Below are 14,550 nucleotides of genomic sequence, written 5' to 3' on the forward strand. Positions count from 1 at the left end.
GTTGCAGGCGGAGCAGGGGGAATGCCGGGTGCGCGCGCGACCGTTGCAGGGATTGATAGCGCTCGCGTTGCCGCCCCGCTGTGCGGGGTGCGGCGTGCCGGTCGCGGACGATCACCGATTCTGTGGCGCGTGCTGGAGCAGCCTTCGATTCCTTGGGCCGCCCTGGTGCGCGGCCTGCAATGTGCCGTTCCCGTTCGATCGCGGCGAGGGTGCGCTATGTGCATCGTGCCTTGCGGAGCCGCCACGCCACGCCGGTGCGCGCGCCGCGGTGGCCTATGGTCCGGTTGCGCGAAACCTGGCGCTGCGGCTGAAATATGGTGGAAGGATCGCGTTCGCCGAAACGATGGCGCGGCACATGCTGCGGCTGATGCCCGCAGAGGCGGATCTGCTGGTTCCTGTGCCGCTGCACCGCTGGCGGATCTGGACCCGCGGATTCAACCAGGCGGCGCTGATCGCGCAAGCGCTGGCGCGGCTGTCGGCCGTCCCCGAGGACCGGACTGTACTCGTTCGGACGCGGCGGACGGTGCCGCTGCGGGGGCTCGGCAAGCGGCAGCGGGCAAAGACGGTATCGGGCGTTTTCGCGACGACAGCAGGCGCGCGCGACAGGTTACGGGGCAGGGCGGTGGTACTGGTCGACGACGTCTACACCAGCGGCGCAACGGCGGACGCCTGCACCCGCGTGCTGCTTCGTGCGGGCGCGGCGTCGGTGACGATCCTGTGCTGGGCGCGCGTCCTTTCGGCGACGGACGATTGACAAGCCCGGCGGCAATCCTCACCTCCGCGCGATGGCCAAAGTCGAAATCTATACCAAAGCGTTCTGCCCTTATTGCACCCGTGCACTGAAGCTTCTTGCTTCGAAGGGCGTCACGCCCGAGCAGTTCGACGTCACCATGGGCGGCCCGAAAAAGGCCGAGATGGTCGAGCGGTCGGGCGGCCGCATGACGATGCCCCAGGTGTTCATCGACGGGAAGCACATCGGCGGGTCGGACGATCTGGCCGCGCTCGACGCTAGGGGTGGCCTGGTCCCCCTGCTCGGCTGATGCGCATCGGCGTGCTCCAGATGACGAGCGGGATCGATCCCGCCGTCAATGCAGCAACGCTGGTCGACGCGATCGGGGCCGCCGCCGCCGGGGGCGCGCAGATGGTCTTCACGCCGGAGATGGCGGGACTGATCGACCGTGATCGGACGCGGGCGGCGCCGAACCTGTTCGGCGAAGATGACGATCCCGTCCTGGCGGCTGTCCGGGCTGCGGCGGCGGCGGGCGGTATCTGGGTTCATCTGGGATCGATCGCGATTCGCCGCGACGACGGACTGCTGGCGAACCGCGGCTATGTGATCGACGACGCGGGCATGATCCGCGCGCGATACGACAAGCTTCACCTGTTCGACGTCGACCTGCCGTCCGGCGAAAGCTGGCGGGAATCCGCGGCCTATGCGGCCGGCGACGTGGCCGTCGCGGTGGACACGCCGATCGGCATCGTCGGTACGTCGATCTGTTACGATCTGCGGTTTGCCGGGCTCTACACGGCGCTGAGCGATGCTGGCGCGACCGTGTTGGCCATCCCGGCCGCGTTCACGCGACCGACCGGTGCGGCGCACTGGCAGATTCTGTTGCGCGCGCGGGCGATCGAATCGGCCGCGTTCGTGGTGGCCGCGGCGCAGACCGGCGTGCATGCCGACGGCCGCGCAACGCATGGCCATTCGCTGGTGGTGGACCCGTGGGGCGATGTGCTGCTCGATCTCGGCGAGGCCCCCGGATTGGGATTTGCGGAGATCGATCCGGCGCGGGTGGCGGATGTGCGGGCGCGCATCCCGGTCCTGTCGCACCGCCGTGCCATTCCACCGGTGACGCGCTGTTGATGCGGGTGGGGCGACGTACGGACGAGCGGAACGCCGCCGCCCCGATCCGATGACGGATACGATCGTCGCCAGCCTTGATTCCTTGCGTCCGGCACTGGCCCGCTAGCGGACCATGGCACGCGCTGCCAAGCTGAAGGTGTACCGCACCGCGGCGGGGTTCCACGACGCCTATGTCGCCGCGCCGAGCCAGAAGGCTGCGCTGGCGGCTTGGGGCAGCGAGCACGATCTGTTCGCGCGGGGAATTGCGGAGCTGGTGACCGATCCCGAATTGACCGCCGCGCCACTGGCGGCCCCGGGAGTCGTGATCAAGCGGTCGCGTGGTAGCGCGGCCGAACAGATTGCGTCGCTGCCCGATCGCAAGCCGACCCGGCCAATCCCAGCGGACGCCGCGAACGAGCCAAAATCGGCGCCCAAGGCCCCTAAACCCCGGCCCAAACCGCGGCCAAAGCCAACGCGTACGGCCGTCGAACACGCCGAGGCGGCATTGGAGGCGGTACAGCGAGAGCACGGCAAGCAGCGGCGCGCGCTCGCCGAACGCGAGGCCGCCCTGGCGCGCGAGCGGCGGTCGCTTGAACGCGAGCAGGACGTGGCGTTACGCGCGGCGCAGACGATGCTCGATACCGAGCAGGCGGCGTTCGATCGCGCGCTAAGCGCCTGGCGGGCCGAGCGGTAGGCGTGCATGACTGAACATAGTGTCGTTGCCCCATCGACGCGGTTACCAGGGCACGACTCGGTTCATAAGCGATTCAGCGGCGGTCGGCATAGTGCAGGCAGAGGCATCGCCTGAGTATCGCGTACCTTTAGCGTCCCGCCCTGTTCCCGTCACACGGACGGCGGGACGCGCTTCTTGCTAACGAAAAGCGTGTTTTTTGCAGCGGGTGATGCCGTCGTCAACGGCGTTCATAACGTACCAGCAAGTGTACAAGGGTGGCGCGCCAGTTCGGCGGTCACACAGCGCCCGAAGCGCCCGAAATCAGGCAAAAAGCTGGTGCCCCCGGCGAGATTTGAACACGCGGCCTACGGTTTAGGAAACCGTCGCTCTATCCGGCTGAGCTACGGGGGCATCCACCGGCGGGTCTAGTCCGGCCGGGTGGGTCGATCAAGCGGCGGCGTCACGCAGAGCGCCGCCGCCGCTTGCGACGTATGCAGGCTTACGCCTTGACGTGCTGCGAGATGTACTTGTTCATCTCGAACATCGTGCACTTGTCGCGGCCGAAGACCTTCTTCAGCTTCTCGTCCGCCAGAATCTCGCGCTTGTTCTCGGGATTCTGGAGGTTGTGCTCCTTGATGTAGACCCACACCTTGCTGATCACCTCGCTGCGGGGCAGCTTGTCCTTGCCGACGATCTCGGCGAGTTCGGGTGAGGGCTGGACGGGGGCATGGATGCCGCCGGTCTTGGGAGCTGTAGCCATAAGCAGTCCTTCCTGTTCGCGCCGCATGCCCCTTCGCACGGGCGCGTATGGTTACGCCTTGTTGAGCGCCGCCGCCTTGTGCGCTGCCTTGCCGCCCTTGTCACTCTCTACGATGAACTGTGGGTCGTCCTTCGAGGCGCGGACGGTGTGGTTCTTGATCGTGGTATCGCTGGTCTGCTTCTTCACGACCTTGCCGTGCGCGGTGCCGCCGTGGCTGTTCCAGGTCACCGTGTCGCCCTTTTTGGGTTCGTCGTCCTTTGCCTTGGTCATCGGGTCATCTCCTTGAACTCATTACTGAAAGTGCCAAGACCGGGTTTGATTGCGCGGATGGCACGGTTGCAGAACGCACGGGTAGGCGGCATCAGGCGCAAAGCCAGGAGACCCGACCTCATGAAAACCCGTGCAGCCGTTGCTTTCGAAGCAAAAAAACCGCTCGAAATCGTCGAGCTCGACCTGGAAGGGCCCAAGGCGGGGGAGGTTCTGGTCGAAATCATGGCCACCGGGATCTGCCACACCGACGCGTACACGCTCGACGGACTTGATTCGGAAGGGCTGTTCCCGAGCGTGCTCGGGCACGAAGGCGCGGGGATCGTGCGCGAGATCGGCGCAGGCGTGACCAGCGTCGCGGTCGGCGATCATGTCATCCCGCTCTACACGCCCGAATGCCGCCAGTGTAAGTCGTGCCTGAGCGGCAAGACCAACCTGTGCACCGCGATCCGCGCGACGCAAGGAAAAGGGCTGATGCCCGACGGGACGACGCGGTTCAGTTACAAGGGCCAGCCGATCTTCCACTACATGGGCTGCTCGACCTTCTCGAACTTCACCGTGCTGCCCGAGATCGCGGTCGCCAAGATCCGTACCGACGCGCCGTTCGACACGAGCTGCTATATCGGTTGCGGCGTGACCACCGGAGTCGGCGCGGTGGTGCATACCGCGAAGGTCCAGCCGGGCGACACCGTGGTGGTGTTCGGGCTCGGGGGGATCGGGCTGAACGTGATTCAGGGCGCTAAGCTCGCGGGTGCGGCGATGATCGTCGGGGTCGATATCAATCCCGACCGTGAGGACTGGGGTCGTCGCTTTGGCATGACCCACTTCGCCAACCCGAAGGAAGTCGGCGATATCGTCGCGCATATCGTCGCGCTGACCGATGGGGGCGCGGACTACAGCTTCGACGCGACGGGCAACACGATTGTGATGCGACAGGCGCTCGAATGCTGCCATCGCGGCTGGGGCACCTCGATCGTGATCGGCGTGGCCGAGGCGGGCAAAGAGATTTCCACGCGGCCGTTCCAGCTGGTCACGGGACGCAACTGGCGCGGCACCGCGTTCGGCGGCGCACGCGGGCGGACCGATACGCCCAAGATCGTCGACTGGTACATGAACGGCATGATCCAGATCGATCCGATGATCACGCACCGGCTGACCCTTGACGAGATCAACAAGGGCTTCGACCTGATGCATGCCGGCGAGAGCATCCGCTCCGTCGTGATCTACTGAGGGGCATTCGATGTTCAGCCATGTCATGCTCGGCGCCGACGATATCGCGGCATCGAAGGCGTTCTACGATGCGGCGCTCGGCGCGCTGGGGGTGGCGCCGGGCGTCGTCGACGACTGGGGCCGGGTCATCTACGCGCATGCCGGGGGACGGTTGCTCCTGACGCGCCCGATCGACGGAGAGGCTGCGACGCACGCCAATGGCGGTACGCTCGGATTTGCCGCACCGTCGACCGAGGCGGCGGATGCGTGGCACGCCGCCGGGCTGGCGCATGGCGGCACCGCCTGCGAAGCACCGCCGGGCGTGCGCGAGGCAAGCGGCGGGCGGCGGCTGTACTTGGCGTATCTGCGCGATCCCGCTGGCAACAAGCTCTGCGCGCTGCACCGGGTGTCATGATGGCGATCGAGACCGTCTCCACCAGCCGCGCGTTCGAGGGTACACAGGGCGTGTACCGTCACGCCTCCAGCGTCTCGGGCACAACCATGACCTTCGCGGTCTATGTGCCACCGCATGCCGACGGCGCGCGGTTGCCGGTGCTGTGGTATCTGTCGGGACTGACCTGCACGCATGCCAACGTCATGGACAAGGGCGAGTATCGGCGTGCGTGTGCGGAGGCGGGGATCGTGTTCGTCGCACCCGATACCAGCCCGCGCGGCGAGGGCGTGCCGGACGACGAGGCCTATGATTTCGGCCAGGGCGCGGGCTTCTATGTCGATGCGACCGAGGAGCCCTGGGCGGCGAACTTCCGGATGCGCAGCTATATCGAGGACGAGCTGCCCGCGATTGTAGCCGCGGAGTTTCCGGTCGACATGACGCGGCAGGGGATCACCGGGCATTCGATGGGCGGACACGGCGCGCTGACGATCGCGCTGCGCAATCCCGACCGGTTCCGCAGCGTGTCGGCGTTCGCGCCGATCGTTTCGCCGCTTCACTGCGCGTGGGGCGAGAAGGCGCTGTCGGGCTATCTGGGGACGGACCGGACGGCATGGGCAGCGTATGACGCCTGCGCGCTGATCGACGGCGGCGCGCGGGTTCGCGAATTGCTGATCGACCAAGGGCAAGCCGACGGCTTTCTGACCGAACAGTTGAAGCCCGAATTGCTGGCGACCGCCTGTGCTGAGGCGGGAATAGACCTGACGTTGCGGATGCAGGCGGGCTATGATCACAGCTATAATTTCATCTCGACCTTCATGGCCGATCACGTCCGCTGGCACGCCGAGCGGCTGACCTAAGCCGATCCGGAGTTGCCTATGTCCCATACCGCTTCGCCCGATTCCGGCGATACGATCGATACCGACGGCAAGATCGCCGTGCCGAGCGACGTCGCGGACGCGATCCGAACGCTGATCCGCTGGGCGGGCGACGATCCCACGCGGGAGGGCCTGCGCGACACGCCGCGCCGGGTGGCGCGCGCGTGGAAGGAATATTGCGCGGGCTATGACGACGATCCGGCACAGCATCTCGCCCGCGTGTTCGAGGAGGTTGGCGGTTACGACGAGATCGTGCTGCTGCGCGACATTCCGTTCCAGTCGCACTGCGAACATCATATGGCACCGATCATCGGCAAGGCGCACATCGCCTATCTGCCGCGCAACCATGTCGTCGGCATCTCGAAGCTCGCGCGCGTGCTGCACGGCTTCGCACGGCGGCTGCAGGTGCAGGAGCGGCTGACCGCTGAGGTCGCCGACTGCATCTGGGAGAACCTCAAGCCGCTGGGCGTCGCGGTGGTGATCGAGGCGAGCCATGCGTGCATGACCGCGCGGGGTGTGCGCACCCCCGGCGTGACGATGACGACGAGCCGGATGATGGGGGTGTTCCGCGACGACGAGCGCAGCCGCAAGGAAGTGCTCGCGCTGATGGGCCGGCGCGCTTGACGCGAACCGTCCTGGTGACGGGCGGCGCGCGACGGCTGGGCCGCGCGATCGTCCGGCGGCTGGCGGCGGACGGACATGCGGTGGTGATCCACTCCGGGCATGACGACGCGGCGGCGACCGCGCTGGCGGAGGATGTGGTGTCCACCGGGGGACGCGCGGCGACGATCGTCGGCGATCTGCAGGATCTGGACGGCGTCGCCGATCTGTTCGCGCAGGCGCGAGCGGCGATCGGTGGGCCGATCGACGGACTGGTCAACTCGGCGTCCCGATTTGCGTTCGACCGGCCCGAGGCGTTCGATTCGGTGCTGTTCATGGAGCTGGCGGCGATCAATTGCGGCGCGCCCGCGGCGCTCGCGGCGGCATTGGCGGGACAGGACGATGTGGCGGATGCGAGCGTCGTCAATATCCTCGATCAGAAGGTCGCGAATTTGAACCCCGACTTTTTCTCGTACACCTGCGCGAAGGTCGCGCTTGACGGCGCGACGCGGATGATGGCGCAGGCGCTGGGGCCGCGGGTGCGGGTGAACGCGGTGTCGCCGGGGCTGACGCTGCCGAGCGGCGACCAGACCGAGGCGGAGTTCGCCGCGGTGGCGTGCCGCAATTTGCTCGAGCGGCCCGTCGGGGTGGATGCGGTCGCCGACACGGTCGCGTATCTGATCGGCGCCCGCGGTGTGACCGGGCAGAACCTGTTCGTCGATTGCGGGCAGCGGTTCATGGCGAGCCCGCGCGACGTGATGTTCGAGGCGCGGCATGGCTGAGTTCACGACGATCCTCGACTCGCTGCGCGTGATGATCCGGCTGGGGATCCATCCGCACGAGGTTGAGCCGCAACCGGTGGTCGTGTCGGTCGAAATGACCGTGGCGTATCCGGAGGCGCTTTTCGAAGATGCGATCGATCAGGTGCTGGATTACGACTTCGTGCGGTCGGGGGTACTGGCGCTGGCGGAGCGGCGGTTCGCGTTGCAGGAGACGCTCTGTGAGGCGATCGCGGCGCTGTGCCTTGCGGATGCTCGGGTGCGGCGGATCAGGGTGCGGACGATGAAGACCGATGTGTATCCCGATGCCGGGGTCGGGTGCGAGATCGTCCGAACCGCCCCGTCATCCCGGGCTTGACCCGGGATCCAGGGTTACGGGTATTGACGTTCGTAACCCTGGATCCTGACTTTCGTCACGATGACGGAAGAGTGCGGTTGGCGGCGCTAAGGACGGCGCGGACCGAGGCGGTGGCGATGTCGCCGTCTATCCCGACGCCGAAGACGGTACGGCCGTCCGCGGTGCGACATTCGACATAGGCGGCGGCCTGCGCGTCGGCGCCGTGGCCGATCGCGTGTTCGTTGTAGTCCACCACGTCGAGGTTCGGGCCGGTGCTCTCGCCGAGCGCGGCGACCACGCCGGAGATCAGGCCGTTGCCCCGGCCCGAGATCGAGCGCTCTTCGCCGTCGACCGCGACGCGACCGACGAAGACGCGCTGGCCGGCCTGGCCGCGTTCCTCATAGTCGCGCAGGACGAAGCGGTCGGTGGGTTGTGGGAGGTAGGTCTGCTCGAACAGGCCCCAGATGTCGGCGGCGTCGAGCTCCTTGCTGGTGCGGTCGGCGAGCGCCTGGGTGTGGCGGCTGAAATCGGCCTGGAGGCGCTTCGGCAGCTTCAGCCCCTTGTCCTGTTCGATCACCCAGGCGACGCCGCCCTTGCCCGACTGCGAATTGACGCGGATCACCGCCTCGTAGCTGCGGCCGAGATCGGCAGGATCGATGGGCAGATACGGCACTTCCCACATCGGGTCGTTCTTCGTCTCCTGCGCTGCGAAGCCCTTCTTGATGGCGTCCTGATGTGACCCGGAGAACGCTGTGAAGACGAGGTCGCCGGCATAGGGATGGCGCGGGTGGACCGGCAGCTGGTTGCAATAGGTGACGGTGTTGATGATCTCGTCGATGTCGTCAAAGTGGATCTTGGGGTCCACGCCGTGGGTGTACATGTTGAGCGCGACGGTCACGAGGTCGCAGTTGCCGGTGCGTTCGCCATTGCCGAGCAGGCAGCCCTCGACGCGGTCGGCGCCGGCCATCAGGCCGAGCTCGGCGGCGGCGACGCCGGTGCCCCGGTCGTTGTGCGGGTGGAGGCTGATCACGACCGAGTTGCGGTTGCGGATATGCCGGCCGAACCATTCGATCTGGTCGGCATAGACATTGGGGCTGGCCGCCTCGACTGTTGCTGGCAGGTTGAGGATCAGCGGATGCTCGGGCGTGGGCAGCAGGATGTCCATCACCGCCTCGCAGACCTCGACCGAGAAATCGAGTTCGGCGGTCGAGAAGGTCTCGGGGCTGTATTCGAAATGCCACTGCGTATCTGGCTGCCTGGCGGCCTCGTCGCGGAGCACCTTGGCGCCGTCGATCGCGATCTGCTTCACCTGCGCGCGGTCCATACCGAACACGATCTTGCGCCAGGCGGGCGAGACCGCATTGTAGAGATGGACGATCGCCGCCTTGGCGCCCTTCAGGCTGGCGAAGCTCGTTTCGATCAGGTCGCGGCGCGACTGCGTCAGGACCTGGATCAGGACGTCGTCGGGGATGCGGCCGGTCTGGACGAGGCCGGAGATGAAATCGAATTCGGTTGCGCCGGCGGACGGAAAGCCGACCTCGATCTCCTTCAGCCCGACCTTGATCAGCAGGTCGAAGAAGCGGGTCTTCTTCTCGGCGTCCATCGGGTCGATGAGCGCCTGGTTGCCGTCGCGCAGATCGGTCGAAAGCCAGCGCGGGGGCTGGGTGATCATCTTCGACGGCCATTGGCGGTCGGGCAGGTCTATTTGCGGGAAGGGTCGGTATTTGGTCGATGGGTCGCGCAGCATGGCCGGTCTCTCGTATTCGGGAGTGGTGGTCAGCCCTTAGGCGCGGGGCGCGCCATAGCGGGCGCGCGAAACGGTGACGCGCCTAAGGGCGCGTAAGTCGTAGCGAGAGCAGCGGACGCGTCATCTGCGCAAACCCCTATCGCGGTGGCGCGGGGGTTGTCTAGTTCGTTGTTCTCCCGCGAAGGCGGGAGCCCAGGGTCACGCGCGCAGGCGCTCGCGACCCCTGGAGCCCCGCTTTCGCGGGGGAACGAAAGCTTATTGCGCGGCGAACGCCGCGTTTATCGTCAGGTCGACCCGGTCCGACACGACCGGGGCATAGGCGCCCAGGTTGAAGTCGCTACGCTTGATCGAGGTCGTCGCGCGGAAGCCGAAGTTCAGCTTCTTGTTCATCGGGTTGGCGCCGGCCCCGACGAAGGTCGCGGCGAGGGTAACCGGCTTGGTGACGCCCTTCAGCGTCAGGTTGCCGGTGATCGTCGCCTTGTCGCCGGTCGCGACGACCTTGGTCGAGACGAACTTGGCGGTCGGATAGGTGGCGGCGTCGAAGAAGTCCTTCGACTTCAGGTGGTTCGCGAAGGGGGCTGCGGTGACCGACAGCTGGTCGATCGCGAAGTCGACCTCGACCTTGGTGGCGTTGGGCTTGGCGGGATCGACCGTGATGCTGCCGCCCGACGCGCCGAGCTGACCCTCGAGCATCGAGAACCCCATATGGTTCACCTGCCAGGTGACCTGGGTGTGGTTGGGGTCGACGGCATAGGTGCCGGCGGCGACGCGCGATTTGTCGGCGGTGCCGGGGACGGTCTGGGCGAGAAGCGGGGCGGCGGTGACGGCGAGGACGGTGGCGAGGATCAGGCGCATTTGGAGTCTCCCTGTTGATGGAGATCATGCTGGCCGAGCGGGGGGCGAGCGTCAAACGTCGATGTGGCAACGGAGCGTTTCGGATCGGCCGAGTCGGTCGCGCGGAAGTTGTCGAACTTCATGCTACGTCTCGTTCGAAATCGCTTTTCCGGGCGGCCGAGCGCGGGGGCGGACCGGGTGCGAGGGCGGCGGTGCTGCGGTCCTTCGCGAAGGCTGGCATAGGCGGAGCGTGGAGGGCAGCGGGGATCTGCGGCGCTGTATACCACCCCGGCGGAGGCCGGGGCCCAATTGGGAAGGTCGATGTTACGAAGGACCGCGGTCAGTAACCGGCGTTCCCAATTGGGCCCCGGCCTTCGCCGGGGTGGGGTTTGCGGTGACGGGGTGTGCGCTAACCGGGAGACCCCAGCCTTCGCTGGGGTGACGAATTTTGATGGTCGGCAACTGCTGTTCTCCCGCGAAGGCGGGAGTCCAGGGTGGCGGGCGCCGCTCGTGGCTTCTGGACCCCCGCCTGCGCGGGGAACGGGAGGGGCGGGCGTTGCGCTTACGTCTCCGCCCGCCCGTCGGACGCGGCGAAGCCGCGCCCTGTGGGCGGGCTCCGTCGCGCCGGCCGGTCTTGCGCGAGGTTGCGCTTGCGCGCTTCCCGCGCTGCGACTCAGTTCTTCGCTTTATCGACCAAGGCGTTCTTCCCGATCCACGGCATCATCGCGCGCAGTTCGGACCCGGTCTTCTCGATCGGATGCGCCAGCGCCTGTTTCCGCGCGGCCTTCAGCTCGGGCTGGCCGGCGCGGTTGTCGAGGATGAAGTTCTTCACGAAGCGCCCCGACTGGATGTCGGCGAGGACGCGCTTCATTTCCTTCTTGGTTTCCTCGGTGATGATCCGCGGGCCGGTGGTGATGTCGCCATATTCGGCGGTGTTGCTGATCGAGTAGCGCATGTTGGCGATCCCGCCCTCATAGAGCAGGTCGACGATCAGCTTGGTCTCGTGCAGACATTCGAAATAGGCCATTTCGGGCGCGTAGCCAGCTTCGGTCAGCGTCTCGAACCCGGCCTGGATCAGGTGGGTGATGCCGCCGCAGAGCACAGCCTGCTCGCCGAACAGGTCGGTCTCGCATTCCTCGCGGAAATTGGTCTCGATGATGCCCGAACGACCGCCGCCGACACCGCTGGCATAAGCGAGACCGATGTCGTGCGCGTTGCCGCTCTTGTCCTGGTGGATCGCGATCAGGCAGGGGACGCCGCCGCCGCGGACATATTCGCTGCGCACGGTGTGGCCGGGGCCCTTGGGCGCGATCATGATCACGTCGAGATCGGCGCGCGGCTCGATCAGGCCGAAATGCACGTTGAGGCCGTGCGCGAACGCGATGGTCGCGCCCTGCTTGAGGTTGTCGTGCAGGTCGTCGGCGTACAGCGCGGCCTGATGCTCGTCGGGGGCGAGGATCATGACGATGTCGGCCCAGGCGGCGGCTTCCTTGTTGGACTTGACCGCGAAGCCGGCGTCGATCGCCTTCTTGGCGGTGGCCGAGCCTTCGCGCAGCGCGATCGCGACGTCCTTGACGCCGGAATCGCGCAGGTTCTGCGCGTGGGCGTGGCCTTGGCTGCCATAGCCGACGATCGCGATCTTCTTGTCGGTGATGAGGTTCAGATCGGCGTCGCGATCGTAATAGACACGCATTCTGGTCTTCCTTCTTTCGTCACCCCGGGCTCGACCCGGGGTCCCGCTTCTCCCGCCGAAAAGACAGCGGGACCCCGGATCAAGTCCGGGGTGACGGGGGGTGGGGGGATGGGTTTACGCCGCCTCTTTGCCGCGTGCGATCGCGACGATGCCGGTTCTGGCGACTTCGATCAGGCCGACTTCGGCCATCAGGCTGACGAAGGTGTCGATCTTCTCGCGGCCGCCGGTGACCTCGAACACGAAGCTCGACGTCGTCGCGTCGACCACGCGGGCGCGGTAGACGTCGGCGAGGCGGAGCGCCTCGATCCGGTGGTCGCCGGTGCCGCGGACCTTCACGAGCGCGAGTTCGCGTTCGACATGGGGGCCGAGTGCGGTGAGATCGGTGACGCTGTGCACCGGGATAAGGCGGTCGAGCTGGGCGAGGATCTGCTCCATCGTCGCGGCCGAGGCCGAGGTGACGATGGTGATCCGGCTGACCGACTTGTCGGCGGTGATCTCGCTGACCGTCAGGCTCTCGATATTGTAGCCGCGCGCGGTGAACAGGCCGGCGATCCGGGCGAGGATGCCGGGTTCGTTGTCGACGACGACGGCGAGCGTGTGACGCTCGGTGGGGGCGGTGGTGATGTGCATCTTATCTTCCTCCCCTCCCTGGAAGGGAGGGGTTGGGGGTGGGTATGGTCCGGGTGGTACGGTGACTGGATACACCAGGCTGGCCGTAGCGCGGGCGTCGACCCACCCCCGGCCCCTCCCTTTCAGGGAGGGGAGCAATTGCCGTCATTAAACCAGCGCCTTCGCTTCGTCGTCCATCGTGCCCGAGACTTCGTTGGCCTGCAGGATCATGTCGGTATGCGCCGCGCCCGACGGAATCATCGGGAAGCAGTTGGCGAGCTTCGCGACGCGGCAGTCGACGATCACCGGGCCGTCATGATCGAGCATCGCGGCGATGCCGGCGTCGAGCTCGTCGTTTGTCTCGATGCGGATGCCCTTCCAGCCATAGGCCTCGCCGAGCTTCACGAAGTCCGGGAGGGAATCGCTGTAACTCTCCGAATAGCGGCTCTCATAGGTGAGTTCCTGCCACTGGCGGACCATCCCCATATATTCGTTGTTGAGGATGAAGATCTTGACCGGCAGGCTGTATTGCGCGGCGGTGGCGAGCTCCTGGATGTTCATCTGGATCGAGGCTTCGCCGGCGATGTCGATGACCAACGCATTGGGGTTGCCGAGCTGCGCGCCGATCGCGGCGGGCAGGCCGTAGCCCATCGTGCCGAGACCGCCGCTGGTCAGCCATTTGTTGGGCAGTTCGAACCCGTAATAGAGCGCCGCCCACATCTGGTGCTGGCCGACCTCGGTGGTGATGATCGGGTTGCGGGCGTGCGTCGCCTCCCACAGCGCGCGGATGGCGCGCTGCGGTGCGATCTCCTCGGCGGTCTCCGGGAAGTCGAGGCATTTGCGGTCGCGCCAGCCGGCGATGCGCTGGTTCCATTCGGCGATGTCGGGCTTGGGATGCTGGCGCGCCTTCCAGATCCGCACCATGTCCTCGAGCGCATGGCCGACATCGGCGATGATCGCGAGGTCGACGCGCACCGTCTTGTTCACCGACGAGCGGTCGATGTCGATATGCACCTTCCGCGAGTTCGGGCTGAACGCGTCGAGGCGGCCCGTCACGCGGTCGTCGAAACGGCTGCCGAGCGCGACGACGAGGTCCGCCTGGTTCATCGCCATATTGGCTTCATAGGTGCCGTGCATGCCGAGCATGCCGAGCCAGCGCTCGCCGCTCGCCGGATAGGCGCCTAGACCCATCAGCGTCGATGTCACCGGCGCGCCGGTGATGCGGACGAGTTCGCGCAGCAGCTGCGACGCCGCCGGACCCGAATTGATGATGCCGCCGCCGGTGTAGAGGATCGGGCGTTCGGCGGCCGCGAGCATATCGACGAGCTGTTCGATCTGCGCCTGGTCGGCCTTCACCTGCGGGCGATAGGTCTTGTGCTGGATGGGCCCCGGCTTGGCGTAGCGCGCGGTCGCGACCTGGACGTCCTTGGGGATGTCGACGACGACCGGGCCGGGGCGACCCGAGGTGGCGATGTGGAACGCCTCGTGGATGACGTTGCCGAGCTTGGCCGGGTCCTTCACGAGATAATTATGCTTCGAGCAGTGGCGCGTGATGCCCACCGTGTCGGCCTCCTGGAACGCGTCGGTACCGATCAGGCCGGTCGGGACCTGGCCGGTGATCACCACCATGGGAATCGAATCCATCAGTGCGTCGGTGATGCCGGTGACCGCGTTGGTCGCGCCGGGGCCCGAGGTGACGAGCACCACGCCGGGCTTGCCGGTCGAGCGGGCATAGCCCTCCGCCGCATGCGTGGCAGCCTGTTCGTGGCGCACCAGGATGTGCTTGATCCGCGAGCCGTTGGCATTGGCGCGGAACAGCGCGTCGTAGATCGGCAGGACGGCGCCGCCGGGATAGCCGAAGACGACCTCCACGCCGAGATCGCCCAGCGCCTCGACCAGGATATCGGCTCCGCTTTTCTCGGCCATGTCATGC

Annotated in this window: 18 protein-coding genes and 1 tRNA gene; 10 read left to right on the plus strand and 9 right to left on the minus strand. The window is 66.7% G+C overall.

Annotation, left to right across the window (positions count from 1 at the left end):
• The first annotated feature begins 1 nt into the window (after position 1).
• The 4 genes from U1701_RS12345 (at position 2) to U1701_RS12360 (ending at position 2,534) form a co-directional block, all read left to right on the plus strand.
• On the plus strand, positions 2-754 hold the full coding sequence (locus U1701_RS12345) for a ComF family protein (RefSeq protein WP_443026054.1): 753 nt from the start codon (positions 2-4) through the stop codon (positions 752-754).
• Between the two features lie 31 nt (positions 755-785).
• The gene (gene grxC, locus U1701_RS12350) at positions 786-1,040 is read left to right on the plus strand and encodes a glutaredoxin 3 (RefSeq protein ID WP_332782865.1); all 255 of its coding nucleotides are present in this window, start codon (positions 786-788) and stop codon (positions 1,038-1,040) included.
• Positions 1,040-1,861, plus strand: coding sequence for a carbon-nitrogen hydrolase family protein (locus tag U1701_RS12355; RefSeq protein ID WP_332782866.1), 822 nt, complete (start codon positions 1,040-1,042; stop codon positions 1,859-1,861). Before grxC ends, U1701_RS12355 begins: the two co-directional genes overlap by 1 nt.
• A 112-nt stretch (positions 1,862-1,973) precedes the next feature.
• Positions 1,974-2,534: a hypothetical protein gene (locus tag U1701_RS12360; protein ID WP_332782867.1), complete on the plus strand. Its 561-nt coding sequence runs from the start codon at positions 1,974-1,976 to the stop codon at positions 2,532-2,534.
• 313 nt (positions 2,535-2,847) lie between these two features.
• Here the strand turns inward: U1701_RS12360 and U1701_RS12365 are convergent.
• From U1701_RS12365 to U1701_RS12375, 3 genes are all read right to left on the minus strand, one after another.
• Positions 2,848-2,924 (minus strand) — tRNA-Arg (locus tag U1701_RS12365).
• An 88-nt stretch (positions 2,925-3,012) separates the two neighbouring features.
• Complete coding sequence (locus U1701_RS12370) at positions 3,013-3,273, minus strand: SWIB/MDM2 domain-containing protein (RefSeq protein ID WP_332782868.1); 261 nt, start codon at positions 3,271-3,273, stop codon at positions 3,013-3,015.
• A 51-nt stretch (positions 3,274-3,324) separates the two neighbouring features.
• Entirely contained in the window at positions 3,325-3,543 is a 219-nt protein-coding gene (locus U1701_RS12375) for a hypervirulence associated TUDOR domain-containing protein (protein ID WP_332782869.1), read from the minus strand.
• A 120-nt stretch (positions 3,544-3,663) separates the two neighbouring features.
• Between U1701_RS12375 and U1701_RS12380 the strand changes: the two genes are divergently transcribed.
• The 6 genes from U1701_RS12380 to U1701_RS12405 are packed head-to-tail and all read left to right on the plus strand — an operon-like array spanning position 3,664 to position 7,755.
• Positions 3,664-4,770 (plus strand): S-(hydroxymethyl)glutathione dehydrogenase/class III alcohol dehydrogenase, encoded by a 1,107-nt coding sequence (locus U1701_RS12380; RefSeq protein WP_332782870.1) that lies wholly within the window; start codon positions 3,664-3,666, stop codon positions 4,768-4,770.
• A gap of 10 nt (positions 4,771-4,780) precedes the next feature.
• Positions 4,781-5,164, plus strand: a complete 384-nt coding sequence (locus tag U1701_RS12385; protein ID WP_332782871.1) for a VOC family protein — start codon at positions 4,781-4,783, stop codon at positions 5,162-5,164.
• Positions 5,164-6,000, plus strand: coding sequence for an S-formylglutathione hydrolase (gene fghA, locus U1701_RS12390; RefSeq protein ID WP_332782872.1), 837 nt, complete (start codon positions 5,164-5,166; stop codon positions 5,998-6,000). The genes U1701_RS12385 and fghA overlap by 1 nt, the downstream gene beginning before the upstream one ends.
• 18 nt (positions 6,001-6,018) lie before the next feature.
• Positions 6,019-6,642, plus strand: coding sequence for a GTP cyclohydrolase I FolE (folE, locus tag U1701_RS12395; protein WP_332782873.1), 624 nt, complete (start codon positions 6,019-6,021; stop codon positions 6,640-6,642).
• The gene (locus tag U1701_RS12400) at positions 6,639-7,400 is read left to right on the plus strand and encodes an SDR family NAD(P)-dependent oxidoreductase (RefSeq protein WP_332782874.1); all 762 of its coding nucleotides are present in this window, start codon (positions 6,639-6,641) and stop codon (positions 7,398-7,400) included. The genes folE and U1701_RS12400 overlap by 4 nt, the downstream gene beginning before the upstream one ends.
• Positions 7,393-7,755, plus strand: coding sequence for a dihydroneopterin aldolase (locus U1701_RS12405; RefSeq protein ID WP_332782875.1), 363 nt, complete (start codon positions 7,393-7,395; stop codon positions 7,753-7,755). Before U1701_RS12400 ends, U1701_RS12405 begins: the two co-directional genes overlap by 8 nt.
• Before the next feature lie 55 nt (positions 7,756-7,810).
• Here the strand turns inward: U1701_RS12405 and leuA are convergent, their stop codons facing one another.
• From leuA to U1701_RS12435, 6 genes are all read right to left on the minus strand, one after another.
• Positions 7,811-9,481: a 2-isopropylmalate synthase gene (leuA, locus tag U1701_RS12410; protein WP_332782876.1), complete on the minus strand. Its 1,671-nt coding sequence runs from the start codon at positions 9,479-9,481 to the stop codon at positions 7,811-7,813.
• A gap of 255 nt (positions 9,482-9,736) precedes the next feature.
• Entirely contained in the window at positions 9,737-10,336 is a 600-nt protein-coding gene (locus U1701_RS12415) for a YceI family protein (protein WP_332782877.1), read from the minus strand.
• Positions 10,327-10,458, minus strand: a complete 132-nt coding sequence (locus tag U1701_RS12420; RefSeq protein WP_332782878.1) for a hypothetical protein — start codon at positions 10,456-10,458, stop codon at positions 10,327-10,329. Before U1701_RS12420 ends, U1701_RS12415 begins: the two co-directional genes overlap by 10 nt.
• Before the next feature lie 530 nt (positions 10,459-10,988).
• Positions 10,989-12,008 carry a ketol-acid reductoisomerase gene (gene ilvC, locus U1701_RS12425; RefSeq protein ID WP_131585675.1) on the minus strand — a complete coding sequence of 340 codons (1,020 nt, stop codon included), beginning with the start codon at positions 12,006-12,008 and terminating at the stop codon, positions 10,989-10,991.
• A gap of 114 nt (positions 12,009-12,122) precedes the next feature.
• Positions 12,123-12,638 (minus strand): acetolactate synthase small subunit, encoded by a 516-nt coding sequence (ilvN, locus tag U1701_RS12430; protein ID WP_332782879.1) that lies wholly within the window; start codon positions 12,636-12,638, stop codon positions 12,123-12,125.
• Positions 12,639-12,785: 147 nt separating this feature from the next.
• Positions 12,786-14,543, minus strand: a complete 1,758-nt coding sequence (locus U1701_RS12435) for an acetolactate synthase 3 large subunit (RefSeq protein WP_332782880.1) — start codon at positions 14,541-14,543, stop codon at positions 12,786-12,788.
• Positions 14,544-14,550 lie beyond the last annotated feature (7 nt).

It is taken from the genome of Sphingomonas rhamnosi (genome assembly GCF_036663615.1).
Classification (GTDB): Bacteria; Pseudomonadota; Alphaproteobacteria; order Sphingomonadales; family Sphingomonadaceae; genus Sphingomonas.